17 protein-coding genes and 1 riboswitch are annotated in these 15,625 nt (G+C 58.9%); of the genes, 8 read left to right on the forward strand and 9 right to left on the reverse strand.

Annotation, left to right across the window (positions count from 1 at the left end):
* Positions 1-44: 44 nt before the first annotated feature.
* Positions 45-953, reverse strand: a complete 909-nt coding sequence (yvcK, locus tag HBM95_07065) for a uridine diphosphate-N-acetylglucosamine-binding protein YvcK (protein ID NIH42688.1) — start codon at positions 951-953, stop codon at positions 45-47.
* A gap of 225 nt (positions 954-1,178) precedes the next feature.
* Positions 1,179-1,313, forward strand: a riboswitch (molybdenum cofactor riboswitch).
* Here yvcK and moaA point away from each other — a divergent pair.
* From moaA to HBM95_07095, 6 genes are all read left to right on the forward strand, one after another.
* The gene (gene moaA / locus HBM95_07070; GenBank protein NIH42689.1) at positions 1,301-2,290 is read left to right on the forward strand and encodes a GTP 3',8-cyclase MoaA; all 990 of its coding nucleotides are present in this window, start codon (positions 1,301-1,303) and stop codon (positions 2,288-2,290) included. (Overlaps the previous riboswitch by 13 nt.)
* A gap of 24 nt (positions 2,291-2,314) precedes the next feature.
* Positions 2,315-2,827 (forward strand): molybdenum cofactor biosynthesis protein B, encoded by a 513-nt coding sequence (gene moaB / locus HBM95_07075; protein ID NIH42690.1) that lies wholly within the window; start codon positions 2,315-2,317, stop codon positions 2,825-2,827.
* 3 nt (positions 2,828-2,830) lie between these two features.
* The gene (moaC, locus tag HBM95_07080) at positions 2,831-3,316 is read left to right on the forward strand and encodes a cyclic pyranopterin monophosphate synthase MoaC (protein ID NIH42691.1); all 486 of its coding nucleotides are present in this window, start codon (positions 2,831-2,833) and stop codon (positions 3,314-3,316) included.
* Entirely contained in the window at positions 3,309-3,554 is a 246-nt protein-coding gene (gene moaD, locus HBM95_07085; protein ID NIH42692.1) for a molybdopterin synthase sulfur carrier subunit, read from the forward strand. Before moaC ends, moaD begins: the two co-directional genes overlap by 8 nt.
* A 1-nt stretch (position 3,555) precedes the next feature.
* Positions 3,556-4,008 (forward strand): molybdopterin synthase catalytic subunit MoaE, encoded by a 453-nt coding sequence (gene moaE, locus HBM95_07090; GenBank protein ID NIH42693.1) that lies wholly within the window; start codon positions 3,556-3,558, stop codon positions 4,006-4,008.
* A gap of 64 nt (positions 4,009-4,072) precedes the next feature.
* On the forward strand, positions 4,073-4,780 hold the full coding sequence (locus HBM95_07095; protein ID NIH42694.1) for a Bax inhibitor-1/YccA family protein: 708 nt from the start codon (positions 4,073-4,075) through the stop codon (positions 4,778-4,780).
* An 89-nt stretch (positions 4,781-4,869) separates the two neighbouring features.
* Here HBM95_07095 and HBM95_07100 read toward each other — a convergent pair whose 3' ends face one another.
* Genes HBM95_07100 through HBM95_07110 form a run of 3 tightly spaced genes read right to left on the reverse strand, consistent with a single transcriptional unit; the run spans position 4,870 to position 7,828 of the window.
* Complete coding sequence (locus HBM95_07100; protein NIH42695.1) at positions 4,870-5,832, reverse strand: UPF0104 family protein; 963 nt, start codon at positions 5,830-5,832, stop codon at positions 4,870-4,872.
* Positions 5,832-7,070: a cardiolipin synthase ClsB gene (gene clsB, locus HBM95_07105; protein ID NIH42696.1), complete on the reverse strand. Its 1,239-nt coding sequence runs from the start codon at positions 7,068-7,070 to the stop codon at positions 5,832-5,834. Before clsB ends, HBM95_07100 begins: the two co-directional genes overlap by 1 nt.
* Positions 7,067-7,828, reverse strand: a complete 762-nt coding sequence (locus HBM95_07110; GenBank protein ID NIH42697.1) for an endonuclease/exonuclease/phosphatase family protein — start codon at positions 7,826-7,828, stop codon at positions 7,067-7,069. The genes clsB and HBM95_07110 overlap by 4 nt, the downstream gene beginning before the upstream one ends.
* A gap of 133 nt (positions 7,829-7,961) precedes the next feature.
* Between HBM95_07110 and HBM95_07115 the strand changes: the two genes are divergently transcribed.
* Entirely contained in the window at positions 7,962-8,372 is a 411-nt protein-coding gene (locus HBM95_07115) for a hypothetical protein (protein ID NIH42698.1), read from the forward strand.
* Here HBM95_07115 and HBM95_07120 read toward each other — a convergent pair.
* Genes HBM95_07120 through cecR form a run of 5 tightly spaced genes read right to left on the reverse strand, consistent with a single transcriptional unit; the run spans position 8,334 to position 13,974 of the window.
* Positions 8,334-9,440: an ABC transporter permease gene (locus tag HBM95_07120; GenBank protein ID NIH42699.1), complete on the reverse strand. Its 1,107-nt coding sequence runs from the start codon at positions 9,438-9,440 to the stop codon at positions 8,334-8,336. The two genes, HBM95_07115 and HBM95_07120, sit on opposite strands and share 39 nt — an antisense overlap.
* Positions 9,441-9,449: 9 nt before the next feature.
* Positions 9,450-10,583: an ABC transporter permease gene (locus HBM95_07125; protein ID NIH42700.1), complete on the reverse strand. Its 1,134-nt coding sequence runs from the start codon at positions 10,581-10,583 to the stop codon at positions 9,450-9,452.
* The gene (locus HBM95_07130) at positions 10,573-12,312 is read right to left on the reverse strand and encodes an ABC transporter ATP-binding protein (GenBank protein ID NIH42701.1); all 1,740 of its coding nucleotides are present in this window, start codon (positions 12,310-12,312) and stop codon (positions 10,573-10,575) included. The genes HBM95_07125 and HBM95_07130 overlap by 11 nt, the downstream gene beginning before the upstream one ends.
* Positions 12,305-13,300 carry a secretion protein HlyD gene (gene hlyD / locus HBM95_07135; GenBank protein ID NIH42702.1) on the reverse strand — a complete coding sequence of 332 codons (996 nt, stop codon included), beginning with the start codon at positions 13,298-13,300 and terminating at the stop codon, positions 12,305-12,307. The genes HBM95_07130 and hlyD overlap by 8 nt, the downstream gene beginning before the upstream one ends.
* A complete protein-coding gene (cecR, locus tag HBM95_07140) occupies positions 13,297-13,974 on the reverse strand; it encodes a transcriptional regulator CecR (GenBank protein ID NIH42703.1) in 678 nt (225 codons plus the stop codon). The genes hlyD and cecR overlap by 4 nt, the downstream gene beginning before the upstream one ends.
* 205 nt (positions 13,975-14,179) lie before the next feature.
* Between cecR and rhlE the strand changes: the two genes are divergently transcribed.
* Positions 14,180-15,562, forward strand: coding sequence for an ATP-dependent RNA helicase RhlE (rhlE, locus tag HBM95_07145; protein ID NIH42704.1), 1,383 nt, complete (start codon positions 14,180-14,182; stop codon positions 15,560-15,562).
* The last annotated feature ends 63 nt before the right edge of the window (positions 15,563-15,625 follow it).

The following is a 15,625-nucleotide window of genomic DNA, read 5'->3' on the forward strand; positions in this document are numbered from 1 at the left end:
TGGGAGAGGGCCGGGGTGAGGGCATCAGGCCGCACAAAACGAACCTAACCCAACGCCTGAATCGCCTTCTCCAGCGCGTCGCGCAGCAGGTGACGGTCGTGGCGATACTTGATGTCTGAGGCCTCCAGCGGCTCCTGCACCACCAGACGATCGCCAATCCCTGACACATCCACTTTTGGGCCCACGACTACGCCGTCAATGATCTTCTTCCCGACGTAGTGCTCCATCAAATTGAGTTTGTCCGCCAGCGACAGGCTTGCCGCGGCCGGGCTCAGCTCGCGGCCGAGGTTACCGATGTAAACCATCGGGGCAGGGGTGCGGCGCAGCGCCTGCGCCAGCTCTTTTACCAGCAGAATTGGCATCAGGCTGGTGTAAAAGCTGCCTGGACCGATCAGAATTAAATCCGCTTCCCCGATGGCCTCCACCGCTTCACGCGTGGCGGGCACGCTCGGGTAGGTCATCAGCTCTTTTGGCGGCAGCAGAAGCTGGTCGATATTCACTTCGCCGTACACTTCGTGATCGTCGGCATCAATCGCCATTAAATCCACCGGCTGTTCAGACATCGGGATCAGAAACGCATCCACTTTCAGAAGGTTTCGTATCAAATTGATGGCTTCAAGCGGGCGCACGCTCAGGTGATCCAGCGCTTTGAGCATTAAATTTCCAAGGTTATGCCCGGAAAGTTCGCCATTACCGCCAAAACGGTACTCAAACATCGCCGACGCGACGCTCGGCTCGGTAATTAACTGATTCAGGCAGTTGCGCATATCTCCCCAGGCGATGCCGCCTTCAGCACGACGAATGCGTCCGGTTGAGCCGCCGTTGTCGGTGGTTGTTACTATCCCTGTCAGCCGTGAGCCCAGTGACGACAAAGAGGACATAACGCGGCCCAGGCCGTGGCCTCCGCCAAGAGCGACCACTCGGTCAAGATCCGCAAAAGTGCGACTGCGCATACATATTCCTTTTCACCTGTAATCGCGTAACAGTAACCTAACTACCCCTAAAAGACGATGCCTCACCCGACGCAAAATGACGTATATCAATGCGAAAATACGGTTTTTAAGTATTCTGTAGCGAAAATGCACGATTGATTCGCTATATAGATAATTATATAGCGTGAAGTGATAATGGCGCCGCCAGAATTTCCGCGCTACTATCGCTTAAACCACGTTTTCAACGTTGAAAACATACACTCTAGCCTTGGCGCCTGTGTCGAATGATATGGCGCCCTGGCCGTGGCGGATTTGCCACCAGGGTACAGAAAGAAATGACTGTGCCTCCCGTATCTGGAAAGGTGTACATGGCTTCACAACTTACTGATGCTTTCGCGCGTAAGTTTTACTACTTGCGTCTGTCGATTACCGATGTGTGCAACTTCCGTTGCACCTACTGCCTGCCCGATGGCTACAAGCCGGGCAGCGTCACCAATAACGGCTTTCTCTCCGTGGATGAAGTGCGCCGCGTCACGCGTGCGTTCTCTGAGCTCGGTACGGAAAAAGTCCGTCTGACCGGGGGCGAACCCTCCCTGCGTCGTGATTTCCCCGACATCATTGCCGCCGTACGTGAAAACGAACGTATCCGCCAGATTGCGGTGACCACCAACGGTTACCGCATGGCGCGCGACGTGGCGAACTGGCGCGACGCTGGCTTAACCGCTATCAACGTCAGCGTCGATAGCCTCGATGCCCGTCAGTTCCACGCCATTACCGGCCAGGATAAATTCCAGCAGGTCATGGACGGCATCGACGCCGCATTCGCTGCGGGCTTCGACAAAGTCAAAGTCAACACGGTACTGATGCGTGATGTAAACCATCATCAGCTGGACACCTTCCTGGCGTGGATCAAACCACGCCGCATTCAACTGCGTTTTATTGAGCTGATGGAAACCGGCGAGGGCAGCGAGCTGTTCCGTCGCCATCACATCTCCGGCATGGTGCTGCGCGACGCGCTGCTGAGACGCGGCTGGATCCACCAGATCCGCCAGCGCAGCGACGGCCCGGCGCAGGTCTTCTGCCACCCGGATTACGAAGGTGAGATTGGGCTTATCATGCCCTATGAGAAAGACTTCTGCGCCAGCTGCAACCGCCTGCGCGTCTCCTCCGTTGGCAAGCTCCACCTTTGCCTGTTCGGCGACGGCGGCGTAGACCTTCGCGATCTGCTGGAAGACGATGCGCAGCAGGACTCGCTTGAAGCACGCATTTCTGAAGCGCTGACGCATAAAAAACAGACCCACTTCCTGCATCAGGGCAATACCGGTATTACTCAGAACCTGTCCTACATCGGCGGGTAATCAGGCTTAAGAAGGAATCAGAAGATGAGTCAGGTAAGCGCAGAATTTATCCCGACACGCATTGCTATTCTTACCGTTTCCGACCGCCGTGGTGAAGAAGAAGATACCTCCGGCCACTGGCTGCGCGAGGCGGCACACGAAGCCGGACACCAGATTGTTGATAAAGCGATCGTCAAAGAGAACCGTTACGCCATTCGCGCGCAGGTTTCGCAGTGGATTGCGAGTGACGACGTTCAGGTGGTGCTGATTACCGGCGGCACCGGCTTTACTGCAGGCGATCAGGCCCCCGAAGCGCTGCTCCCGCTGTTCGACCGCGAAGTGGAAGGCTTCGGCGAAGTGTTTCGCATGCTCTCGTTTGAAGAGATCGGCACCTCTACGCTTCAGTCCCGTGCCGTAGCGGGCGTGGCGAACAAAACCCTGATATTCGCCATGCCGGGCTCGACTAAAGCCTGCCGCACCGCGTGGGAAAATATTATTGCCCCGCAGCTGGATGCCCGTACCCGTCCCTGTAATTTCCATCCCCATTTAAAGAAATAAGCTATGTCACAACTAACCCACATTAACGCCGCCGGTGAAGCGCATATGGTGGATGTTTCCGCTAAAGCCGAAACGGTGCGCGAAGCGCGCGCGGAAGCGTTCGTCACTATGCTGCCGGAAACGCTGGCGATGATTATCGACGGCAGCCACCATAAGGGCGACGTCTTTGCCACTGCGCGCATCGCGGGTATTCAGGCCGCCAAGCGCACCTGGGACTTAATCCCGCTCTGCCATCCGCTGATGCTGAGCAAGGTGGAGGTGAACCTGCAGGCGCAACCGGAGCATAGCCGCGTGCGCATTGAGTCCCTGTGCCGCTTAACCGGGAAAACCGGCGTGGAGATGGAAGCCCTGACGGCGGCCTCCGTTGCCGCGCTGACCATCTACGACATGTGCAAAGCAGTGCAGAAAGATATGGTGATTGGCCCGGTTCGCCTGCTGGCGAAAAGCGGCGGCAAATCCGGTGATTTTAAGGTGAACAGCCATGATTAAGGTGCTCTTTTTCGCCCAGGTCCGCGAGCTGGTCAATACCGACAGCCTGATGCTGGATGCGCCCTTCGAAAACGTCGCTGCCCTGCGCGTGCATCTGGCCGCGCAAAGCGACCGCTGGGCGCTGGCGCTGGACGAGGGCAAGCTGCTGGCGGCCGTTAACCAGACGCTGGTGGAGTTCAGCCACCCGCTGGCCGAAGGGGATGAAGTGGCCTTTTTCCCGCCGGTGACAGGGGGCTAAGATGGCGGAAACCCGAATTCTGGTGAGCCCCGAGCGTTTTAACGTGGGGACCGAATACAGCTGGCTGGCGGAACGCGATGAAGACGGCGCGGTCGTCACCTTCACCGGCAAAGTGCGTAACCACAACCTCGGTGACAGCGTAAAAGCGCTGACGCTGGAGCACTATCCCGGTATGACGGAGAAATCGCTCGCGGCAATTGTGGAAGAGGCGCGAGGCCGCTGGCCGCTTGGGCGCGTCACGGTTATCCACCGCATTGGTGAGATGTGGCCCGGTGAAGAGATTGTGTTTGTCGGCGTGACCAGCGCACACCGCGGCAGCGCGTTTGAGGCCGGGGAGTTCATCATGGACTATCTCAAAACAAAAGCGCCGTTCTGGAAGCGCGAAGCCACGCCGGAAGGGGACCGCTGGGTGGAATCTCGCGACAGCGATAAACAGGCCGCCAGCCGTTGGTAGTCGGTTTACGTGGATGTGTTACTCTTAACGTGTGTGTCTTCTTAATCTTAATCAGGAGTGAATCATGGACCGATTTCCGCGTTCCGATTCAATAGTACAGCAGACCCGTAGCGGCCTGCAGACGTATATGGCTCAGGTGTACGGCTGGATGACGGTTGGCCTGCTGCTTACCGCGTTTATCGCGTGGTATGCGGCGAACACGCCTGAACTGATGATGTTTATCTTCTCCAGCAAAATCACCTTCTTTGGGCTGATTATCGCGCAGCTGGCGCTGGTGTTTGTGCTCTCCGGGCTGGTGCAAAAGCTCAGCGCGGGCATGGCAACCACGCTGTTTATGCTCTATTCGGCGCTGACCGGCCTGACGCTTTCCAGCATTTTCATCGTCTACACCTACTCCTCCATCGCCAGCACGTTTGTGGTGACCGGGGGGATGTTTGGCGTGATGAGCCTGTACGGTTACACCACCAAACGTGATCTGAGCGGCTTAGGCAACATGCTGTTTATGGGGCTGATCGGGATTGTGCTGGCGTCGCTGGTGAACCTGTGGCTGAAGAGTGACGCGCTGATGTGGGCCGTGACCTACATCGGGGTGGTGGTCTTTGTTGGCTTAACCGCCTACGACACCCAGAAGCTGAAAAACATCGGCGAGCAGATCGACGTGCGCGACAGTTCCAACCTGCGCAAATACTCGATTCTGGGCGCGCTGACGCTCTATCTGGACTTTATCAACCTGTTCCTGATGCTGCTGCGTATTTTTGGCAACCGTCGCTAGGGTTGTTTTGCCGGGTGGCGGCTTCGCCTTACCCGGCCTACGAAACGCGAACCGTAGGTCGGGTAAGGCGAAGCCGCCACCCGACTTATTCACTTCGCTAACATCCTCTCGTTCTTCGCCCTCAGCTTTTTCGCCCGACTCTCCAGCACCAGATAACAGACCGTGGCCAGTGCCAGCGGCAGGAAGTAATAGAGCATGCGGTAGGCGAGCAGGGCGGCAATTATCGTCCCCTGTGAGACATGCTCTCCGGCCAGCAACGCAATAAATACCGCCTCCAGCACCCCAATCCCTGCCGGGATATGCACAATAACGCCGGCGATACTACTCACCAGCAGCACGCCCAGCACGAAGAAGTAGTTCACGTCCTCGCCAATCAACAGCCAGATGATCGCCCCCATCGCCATCCAGTTGGCGCTGGAAACCGCCATCTGCAGCACCGCGAACTTCCACGACGGCAGGACCAGTTTCTGCCCTTTAATGGTCATATGGCGGCGTCTGGCAAAGGCGCAGGCCCACAAATACACGGCGATGATCAGCAGCAGCACGAAGCCGAGAATGCGCAGCGTGGCTTCGTCGATATACCAGTGCGCGGGCAGCTGTACCACGCCGATGGTAAAAATTACCCCGCCGAGCAGAATATAGCCCAGCCAGTTGGTGGTGATGCTTAATGAGAAAATGCGCGTGATCGTCCCACCCGGCAGGCCAAGCCGCGAGTACAGGCGATAGCGCATGCCAATCCCCCCGACCCAGGTGCTCAGCGTCAGGTTAAAGGCGTAGCAGATAAACGACACCAGCATCACCTGACGTTTAGCCAGCTTGTGTCCGCAGTAGGCGCGGCCGAGCAGGTCATAGCAGCCGTACATCAGGTAGCTCACGATCACCAGCCCAACGGCGCCCAGCAGCACCAGCCGGTTATAGTTGCGGATAACCTTCCACACCTCTTCCCAGTCCACTTTCTGCGCGTAGACCACCAGCAGTACCGCGACCGCGATAAAGAATACCCAGGTGAGGATTTTTTTCGCCAGCCGCCAGCGAGGATGAGATTTTGACATCAGGGTTTGCCTCCATCTTCCGCTTCAACGCGGTCCTGGGTTTCCATTTCGGGTTGTACCGGCGGATCCACCTGCGCCAGCTTCGGCGTATGCGCCGGCAGCCAGCCGACCATCGCCGGGAAGTGGCGCAGGAAGTGGAACACCACCACGCCGACGCCAACGTTCCACCAGCTCCGTTTCGGCACCATGGATTCATCCACCCGCACGCAGTCCTTATTGATAAGTCCCTGAAGGTTATCGCGCAGGGTCTGATTAAACTGGCGGTCATGGATGATCAGGTTCGCTTCCAGGTTAAGCGACAGGCTCAGCGGATCGAGGTTACTGGAGCCAACGGTTGCCCAGTGGTCATCCATCACGGCCACTTTGCCGTGCAGCGGGCGGCGGCGGTATTCATATATCTGCACGCCGCTTTTAACCAGATAGCGGTAGAGCAGACGCGCGCCGACCTTAACAATCGGCATATCCGGCTCGCCCTGCACGATGAGTTTCACCCGGACGCCGCGGCGGGCCGCGTTGCGCATGGCGTGCAGAATGCGGTAGCCGGGGAAGAAATAGGCGTTGGCGATAATCACTTCGCGCTTCGCATTGGCCAGCATCTTCAGGTAGTGACGTTCAATATCGTCCCGATGCTCCTCGTTGTCCCGCCAGACAAACAGCGCCTGCGCTTCGCCGGGCTTGCGGTTCTCTTCCGGGCGATGACGGCGTCGCCACCAGCGGCGAGCGGCCTCTTTACCGGGCAAGTTTTCCAGCACGAACAGCTGGATGTCCTGAACCACCGGCCCTTCAATGCGGATCGCGTAGTCCTGCTTGGCCTCCGGGCCGTAATCCGACATATGCTCAGCGGAGTAGTTAATGCCGCCCACGAACGCCACCGTTTCGTCCACCACAACGATTTTGCGGTGCATGCGGCGGAACAGGTTGGTGCGCATGCCGAACAGGCGAGGACCGGGATCGTAGTAACGGAACACCACGCCGGCTGCGGTGAGTTCATTAACAAATTCATCGCTGAGATCCGGCGAGCCATACCCGTCGAGCAGGGCCTCGATTTTTACCCCGCGCCGGGCGGCATGCAGCAGCGCGCTGTGCAGCTGTCTGCCAACGTCGTCTTCAAACCAGATAAACGTTTCAAGGTAGACTTTCTGCTGCGCGTGGCTAATCGCCTCGAAGACTGCCGGATAAAAGTTATCGCCGTTTTCCAGCAGCGTAATACGGTTACCTTCCTGCCATGTGCATTTCATAAGTGGATCTCCGCGCTCAGCGGGGCATGGTCGGAAAGATGTCGCCAGTTAAGTAACGCCAGCGCCGTCGGGCTGCTGGCATGCGCATTTTTCACGTAGATGCGGTCCAGGCGCAGCAGGGGAAAGCGCACGGGAAACGTCCGTGCGGGACGACCGTGTGCCCGGGTGAAAATCTCCTCCAGCCCCGCATTCACCTTCAGAGGATGGTTGGCCCGCTGCCGCCAGTCGTTAAAATCACCGGCCACCACCACGGGGTCGCCTTCCGGAAGCGCATTGGTCCAGTCAGCCAGCATCTGTAGCTGCGCCTGACGGTGGGCTTCACGCAGGCCAAGGTGAACGCAGCCTACGTGAACGGGAACGTCAAGATCCGGCGGTGCGATGCGGCAGTAAAGCAGCCCGCGCTTTTCGCTCTCTCCAACGGAGACGTCCCGGTTCTCGTAATGTTCGATAGGAAAACGCGACAGCACGGCGTTTCCGTGATGGCCTTCCGGATAGACCGCGTTGCGGCCGTAAGCGTAATCGCTCCACATGGTGTCGGCCAGAAATTCGTAGTGCGGCGTATCGGGCCAGTTTTCGAAATGCATGGGATGCACCTCGTGCGCGCCCATCACCTCCTGCAGGCAGACAATGTCCGCGCTGACGGTGCGTACCGCGTCGCGCAGCTCCGGTAAAATGAAGCGGCGGTTAAATGCTGTGAAGCCCTTATGAATGTTTATCGTCAGCACCTTAAGCGAGAAATGCTGCGTTTTTTTGCTCATAAACACCTTCCTGGGTGACTATCCCGATGAAAATAAAGTGTAGTCGGCGTCACAAAAAGATGCGGCGTTACGGAATTTTCCGTAAAGTGCGGTAGTCTGATTAAGCAGAGAAAAATCCTTCAGGAGAGAAGCCATGAAGTGGCAACAACGTGTTCGTGTCGCAACCGGTTTGAGTTGCTGGCAGATAATGTTGCATTTACTGGTCGTGGCCGTACTGGTGATGGGCTGGATGAGCGGCACGCTGGTGCGTGTTGGCTTAGGACTGTGCGTCCTCTATGGCGTCACCGTGCTGTCGATGCTGTTCTTACAGCGCCACCATGAAGCGCGCTGGCGCGAGGTGGGTGATGTGCTCGAAGAGCTCACCACCACCTGGTACTTTGGTGCCGCGATGATCGTGCTTTGGCTGCTGTCACGCGTGCTGCAAAACAACCTGCTGCTGGCCCTGGCGGGTCTGGCAATCCTCGCAGGGCCAGCGGTGGTGTCGTTGCTCACCAAAGAGAAAAAGCTACGCAATGTTGCGTCTAAACATCGCATAGGCCACTGAGCCCGTCGTGGCCGCTATGACCAGTAGCGGCCACAAACTTCCCCAGACAATGTCCAGACTCGCATCCTTCAGATAGATCTGCTTGGTGATATCCGTAAAGTGTCGAATCGGGTTTATCCACGTTAAATCCTGGAGCCACACCGGCATGTTCTCGACGGGCGAAACGTACCCGGAGAGCAGAATCGCCGGCATCATAAAGACGAATACCCCGATAAACGCCTGCTGCTGCGTCGAGCAGAGCGCGGATATCAGCAGTCCAAATCCCACCAGCGACAGCCCGTAAATCACCATCGTGAAGTAAAACAGCGCCAGCGAACCGGCGAACGGGATCTGGTAGGCCCAAATACCGACACCCAGCACAATAGTGGCCTGGAACGTCGCGACGATCAGCGCCGGCACCGCTTTGCCGACGAAAATTTGCCAGGTGGCGAGCGGGGAGACCAGCAGCTGATCCAGCGTGCCCTGTTCGCGCTCGCGGGCGACGGACAGGGAGGTCACGATCATCACCCCGATGGTGGTGATCATGGCGATCAGTGACGGCACCACGAACCACTTGTAGTCCAGATTCGGGTTGTACCAGTTACGCACCACCAGCTCGCTGTTGTTGGGCTTCGGTTTGCCCTCCATCAGCTCCTGCTGATAATCCTTCACCACCTGCTGCAGGTAGTTGGCCGCTATCTGGGCGCTGTTGGAGTTACGTCCGTCGAGGATCAGCTGCATCGGCGCGGTCTGGAAGGTGTCCAGGTTGCGGGAGAAATCCGCCGGGAAGCGTACCAGCAGCAGCGCTTTTTGCGTGTCGATGGTGGGCTGGATATCCTGCGGGCTTTTCAGCAGCAGGATGTGGGTAAAGGCCTTCGCGCGGGCGAAACGCTGCGTCAGCTCGACGGCGTGTTTGCCGTTGTCTTCGTTGTAAATGGCAATGGTGGCGTTGGTCACCTCAAGGGTGGCGGCAAACGGGAACAGTAAAACCTGAAGCAGCACCGGCAGCACCAGAATGGCGCGGGTTTGCGGCTCGCGCAGCAGGGATTGCAGCTCTTTGCGGATCAGTGTCCATAAACGGTGAAACATGTGCGCTCCTTAATCCAGTCGCCGTTTGGTTTTCATCCACGTCAACCCGATAAACATCACCGCCGACGCCATCAGAAACAGGGTGTTGACGATCAGCACCACCGGAATATTCCCCGCCAGGAACAGGCTCTGCAGCGTGCTCACGAAGTAGCGCGCCGGAATGATGTAGGTCACGGCGCGGATCACCGCCGGCATGCTGTCTATCTGGAAGATAAACCCGGAGAGCATTATCGACGGCAGGAAAGCGGCGTTCAGCGCCACCTGCGCGGCATTAAACTGGTTGCGGGTGATGGTGGAGATGAGCAGCCCCATCCCCAGCGTGCTGAGTAAAAACAGGCTGGTGATAAAGAACAGCACCACCAGCGAGCCGCGGTACGGCACGCCGAGGATAAAGACTGCCACAAGCATGCAGAGCAGCATCGCCAGCATGCCGAGGAAGTAGTAGGGGATAAGCTTGCACAGCAGCAGCTCGACCCGCGTCACCTCGGTGGAGAGCAACGCCTCCATGGTGCCGCGCTCCCACTCGCGGGCGATCACCAGCGAGGTGAGGATTGCGCCGATCACCGTCATGATGATGGTCACCGCGCCCGGAATAATAAAGTGCTGGCTGATGGCGGCGGGGTTAAACCAGTAGCGCGTCTGCACGTCGATAAGCGGTTCAAACGTCTCGCCCCGGTCTTCTGCGCGCTGCATCTGCCAGAGCTGCCAGATCCCCTCCGCGTAGCCCTGTACGAAGTTGGCGGTATTCGGCTCGCTGCCGTCGGTAATCACCTGGATCGGTGCATTGGTATTCGCCCGAGCCATGTTGGCGGCGAAATCCACCGGGATGACGATCAGGCCGCGAATTTTCCCGGCCTGCATGTTCTGGATCAGCTCCTGCCGGTTGTCGCTGACGGTGGCGTCGATATAGGGCGAGCCGGTCATGGCGTGGGTAAAGTCCAGCGCCTCTTCGCTCTGCTGCTCAAGCAAAATCCCGACCCGCAGCTTGCTGGAGTCGAGGTTAATGCCGTAGCCAAAGATAAACAGCAGCAGCAGGGGGATCACCACCGCAATCAGCCAGCTGCTGGGATCGCGCACGATCTGCCGCGTCTCTTTAATACACAGCGCGCGCACCCGGCGCCAGGATATAGCACTACTGCGCATGGGCATTCTCCTTGTCCCAGTCGTGGATGAGGGTAATAAACGCCTGCTCCATAGTCGGGTCTGGCTGTTCTTCGTCAGCGGCCTGCTCCTTCAGGTCGTCTGGCGTGCCGTGGGCGATCAGCTTGCCGCGATAGACCAGCCCGATACGGTCGCAGTACTCCGCCTCGTCCATAAAGTGGGTGGTCACCATCACGGTCACCCCTTTTTCCACCATGCTGTTGATGTGCAGCCAGAACTCGCGGCGGGTGAGGGGGTCAACGCCGGAGGTCGGCTCATCCAGGAAAAGAATATCGGGTTCGTGCATCAGCGAGCAGGCCAGCGCCAGCCGCTGCTTAAAGCCGAGCGGCAATTCGTCGGTGGCATGGGAAGCAATATTTGTTAACCCAAAGGCGTCGCTCATGCGGCGGATTTTTTCATTCTGCGCCCGCCCGCGCAGGCCGTACACGCCGGAGAAAAAGCGCAAATTCTGCTCGACCGTCAGGTTGCCGTACAGCGAGAACTTCTGCGCCATGTAGCCGAGGTGCTGACGTGCCTTGCCGGAGCTGACCTTAAGGTCCATATCCAGCACCAGCGCCTTGCCGGACGTCGGCACCAGCAGGCCGCACATCATCTTAAAGGTGGTCGATTTTCCCGCGCCGTTCGGCCCCAGAAGACCAAAAATCTCGCCGCGCTTCACCGCGAAATTGACGTTATCGGTGGCGGCGAAATCCCCGAACTTTTTGGTGAGCGATTTCGCTTCAATGACCGTTTCGCCCGGCGTGCCTTCCACCGTATGCAGAATGGCGGCAAGCGGCGACTCTGATGTACCCGCGCCGCCCAGTAGGTCGATAAACGCGTCCTCAAAGCGCGGTGCGGTCTCTTCTATCTCGATCTCAGGCATCCCCTGCGCCTGGCGAACGTCGTCGGCGGTGGCCTCTTTTTTGAGAATAATGCGCACCGAGCGGCCCTGAATCATCCCGTCGCCGACCTGCGGCAGCTTCAGCACCCGCTGGAGCAGCCTGCGGTTCGACTCCTGCGGGCTGTGCAGCAGGAAGCTGCGCCCGGCCATGGTTTGCGTCAGTTCGGTTGGTTCGCCCTGATAGAGTAGTTCACCCTCGTTCATCAGCAGCACGTCCCGACACTGTTCCGCTTCGTCGAGGTAGGAGGTACTCCAGAGGATCAGCATCCCGTCGCCCGCCAGCTCGTGCACCATCTGCCACAGCTCGCGGCGGGAAATCGGGTCCACGCCGACGCCGGGCTCATCCAGCAGCAGCACCTTCGGCTCGCCCACCAGCGTGCAGGCCAGACCCAGCTTCTGCTTCATCCCGCCGGAGAGCTTGCCCGCCAGCCGGTCGGTGAACGGGCCGAGGGAGGTAAACTCCAGCAGTCGGGCGAAGGTTTTCTGCCGCGTGTCACCGGTGACGCTGCGCAGGTCGGCGTACAGGTTCAGGTTTTCCATCACCGTCAGATCTTCATACAGGCCAAACTTCTGCGGCATATAGCCGAGCATGGCGTGGAGCGCGCCGTCGTCTTTTATCGGGTCCAGGCCAAGCACGCTGGCCGAGCCTTCGTCCGGCTTGAGCAACCCCGCCAGCATCCGCATCAGCGTGGTTTTCCCCGCGCCGTCCGGGCCGACCAGCCCGGTTACGTAGCCTTTCTGAATGGTGCAGTTCAGCGGCGCGACCGCCGGCTTGTCCATGCCCGCGAAGCGTTTGACCAGACCGTTGAGCTGGATAACCGCATCATTCATGTCGTTCCCCGTCGTTTATGGTCACGGTAACAGGCATGCCCTGACGCAGCGCGTCGTCCGCATCGGTGACGATGATGCGCAGGCGGTATACAAGGTCGGTACGCAGGTCCGGTGTTTCTACCGTTTTCGGCGTAAATTCGGCGGTAGGGGAGACAAAGCCCACCTTGCCGTGATACGGCTTGTCCGGGCGGCCGTCGGTATAGAGCAGCAGCTCGCGGCCCGGCTGCATCTGCCCGAGGTTCGGCTCGTCAATATAGGCGCGCACCCACACCGGACGGGTCAGGGAGAGCGTTAAGACGGTACTGCCCGCGCTGAGCATGCTGCCCGGCTCCACGGCGCGGGTCATCAGCGTGCCGTCAGATGGAGCGATTAAGGTCGTGTCGTGCAGATCCAGTTCCGCCTGCGCCAGCTGGGCCTGCGCCTGTTCAAGGCTGGCTTTCGCCTGGGCAATGTCCTGCTCGCGGTTACCGGAGCGGTACTGGCTTAATTTATCCTGCGCGGACTTCAGCGTTGCCTGCGCCTGGTCCCGGGATGACCGCGCGTTTTCCAGATCGTTGGCGGAAATGGTGCGGCTTTTCCACAGTCCCTGCTGGCGGTTATAGAAGTTCTGCGCATAGTCGTACGCGGCTTTGGCCTGCTTAACGGCGGCGGCGGCCTGGGCAATCTCTTCATCGCGATAGCCTGCCAGCATCAGGTCATACTGCGCCTGCGCGACGGAAACGCCAGCTTTGGCCTGCATCAGCGCGTTCTCAAAAGGGGCTTTATCCAGCGCGCCCAGCGTCTGACCGGCTTTGATGGCATCGCCTTCGTCAACGCTGAGCGAGGCGAGACGTCCGCCAACGCGGAAGCTCATATTCACAGTACGAATATCCACGTTACCGTACAGCGTCAGGCCCCGATCCTGCTGGCTCTGATACCACAGCCAGCCACCGATTCCCGCGGCAAGCAAAACAACAACCACCAGAATGATGGCGACAGGTTTTTTCATGACTTCAGGCTCCTTTGCGTTAAGCCTTGCAGGATCAGATCAAGATGACAGGCGATAACCTGGCTAATCTGCGCGGCTTTATCCTCATCGAATTGTGTCCAGCCGGTGCGTAACAGGATGGTTTCCCGACCCAGACGGAAGGCGAGAATTTCACCCAGCAGGGCGTGGGTATGCAAAATAGTGTCGGTATCGCTGGCGTCCCGCCCGGTATACGCGGCGATCAGCCGGGTCAGGTGGGTATGCATCGGGGCAATTACCCGATCGTGTACCCGCTGGTAGGCGGCAGTCGGGGAGAGCTGTTCCCGGGAAATAAACTTGCTCAGTTTGAGCGTATCGTCGTGCGTCAGCAGGCGAATCATATTATGGCAGGCTTTGAGAATAAGCTGGCGTACGGCGGCGCGATCGGGTGACGGCTGGCTGAGCAGCGCGGTAGCTTCCTCAACGTGCGGGTGAAACTGCGCGCCGATAAAATCGGCGATCCACTCGGCGCAGGCGAGGTATAAATCTTCTTTTGAGCCAAAATAGTAGGTAATCGCCGCAATGTTCTGCCCGGCCAGCGCGGCAATATCGCGCGTGGTCGCATGCAGCCCGTACTCGCCAAACTGCGCCAGCGCGGCGGCGATAAGCTGATTTTTGGCCTGTTCACCTTTGGTTGTTGTGGGTGTCGTATTCATGGCGGCATTAAGAATTAATCAATCGATTGATTAAGATTATGCCTGATTCCCGCTAACGTCGAGGGAATGCTGAGGGATATTTTATGCGCCACGTCACAAAAGCTGCTACACTCCGCCCCTTCGCGACATTGTGGTTTTTGTCCTCCTAATTGTTATATCTCCCTGAAAACTACACCTGTGATGGTCGGGGCGGTTCGGAGTTTTTATGTCTTTTGATTCCCTTGGCCTGAACCCGGAAATTCTGCGCGCCATCGCAGAGCAGGGCTACGTTGAGCCAACCCCAATCCAGCAGCAGGCGATCCCCGCAGTGCTTCAGGGCCGTGACCTGATGGCCAGCGCCCAGACCGGCACCGGTAAAACCGCGGGCTTTACCCTGCCGCTGTTAGAGCTGCTGGTAAAAAACCAGCCGCACGCCAAAGGCCGTCGTCCGGTGCGCGCGCTGATCCTCACCCCAACCCGCGAGCTGGCGGCGCAGATTGGTGAGAACGTGCGTGAGTACAGCCGCTACCTCAACATTCGCTCGCTGGTGGTTTTCGGTGGCGTGAGCATTAACCCGCAGATGATGAAGTTGCGCGGCGGCGTGGACGTTCTGGTGGCAACGCCGGGCCGCCTGCTGGATCTGGAACACCAGAACGCGGTGAAGCTGGATAACATCGAAATTCTGGTGCTGGACGAAGCCGACCGCATGCTCGACATGGGCTTTATCCACGACATTCGCCGCGTGCTGGCTAAGCTGCCCCCGCGTCGCCAGAACCTGCTCTTTTCCGCGACCTTCTCCGACGAGATCAAGGCGCTGGCGGAAAAGCTGCTGCATAACCCACTCGAAGTGGAAGTGGCGCGCCGCAACACCGCCTCCGAGCAGGTGACGCAGCACGTGCACTTTGTGGATAAAAAGCGCAAGCGCGAACTGCTCTCCCAGATGATCGGTCAGGGCAACTGGCAGCAGGTGCTGGTCTTTACCCGCACCAAGCACGGCGCTAACCACCTGGCGGAACAGCTGAATAAAGACGGCATCCGCAGCGCGGCCATTCACGGTAACAAGAGCCAGGGCGCGCGTACCCGTGCGCTGGCGGACTTCAAGTCTGGCGACATCCGCGTGCTGGTGGCGACCGACATTGCCGCCCGTGGCCTCGATATTGAAGAGCTGCCGCACGTGGTGAACTACGAGCTGCCGAATGTCCCGGAAGACTACGTGCACCGTATCGGCCGTACCGGTCGTGCGGCGGCAACCGGTGAGGCGCTCTCGCTGGTCTGCGTGGACGAGCACAAACTGCTGCGCGACATCGAACGCCTGCTGAAGAAAGAGATCCCGCGCATCGAAACCCCGGGTTACGAAGTGGACCCGTCTATCAAAGCCGAGCCGATTCAGAACGGTCGTCAGGGCGGCGGTCGCGGCCAGGGCGGCGGCGGTCGTGGTCAGCAGCCGCGTCGTGCCGAAGGCGGCGCGCCGAAATCATCCGGCAAACCGCCGCGTCGCAACAGCGACGGCAAACCGGCCGGTGAAAACCCGTGGCGCAGCGGCGAAGGCAAGCCGGCAGGGGAAGGGCAGCGCCGACGCCGCCCGCGCAAGCCTGCTAACCCGCAGTAATCTGGAAGCCCGGTCGTAAAGCCGGGCTTTTCTTTTTGCGGCAGAGAAGAGAAAGTGCCACAA

The organism is Enterobacter asburiae, from assembly GCA_011754535.1.
GTDB lineage: Bacteria > Pseudomonadota > Gammaproteobacteria > Enterobacterales > Enterobacteriaceae > Enterobacter > Enterobacter cloacae_N.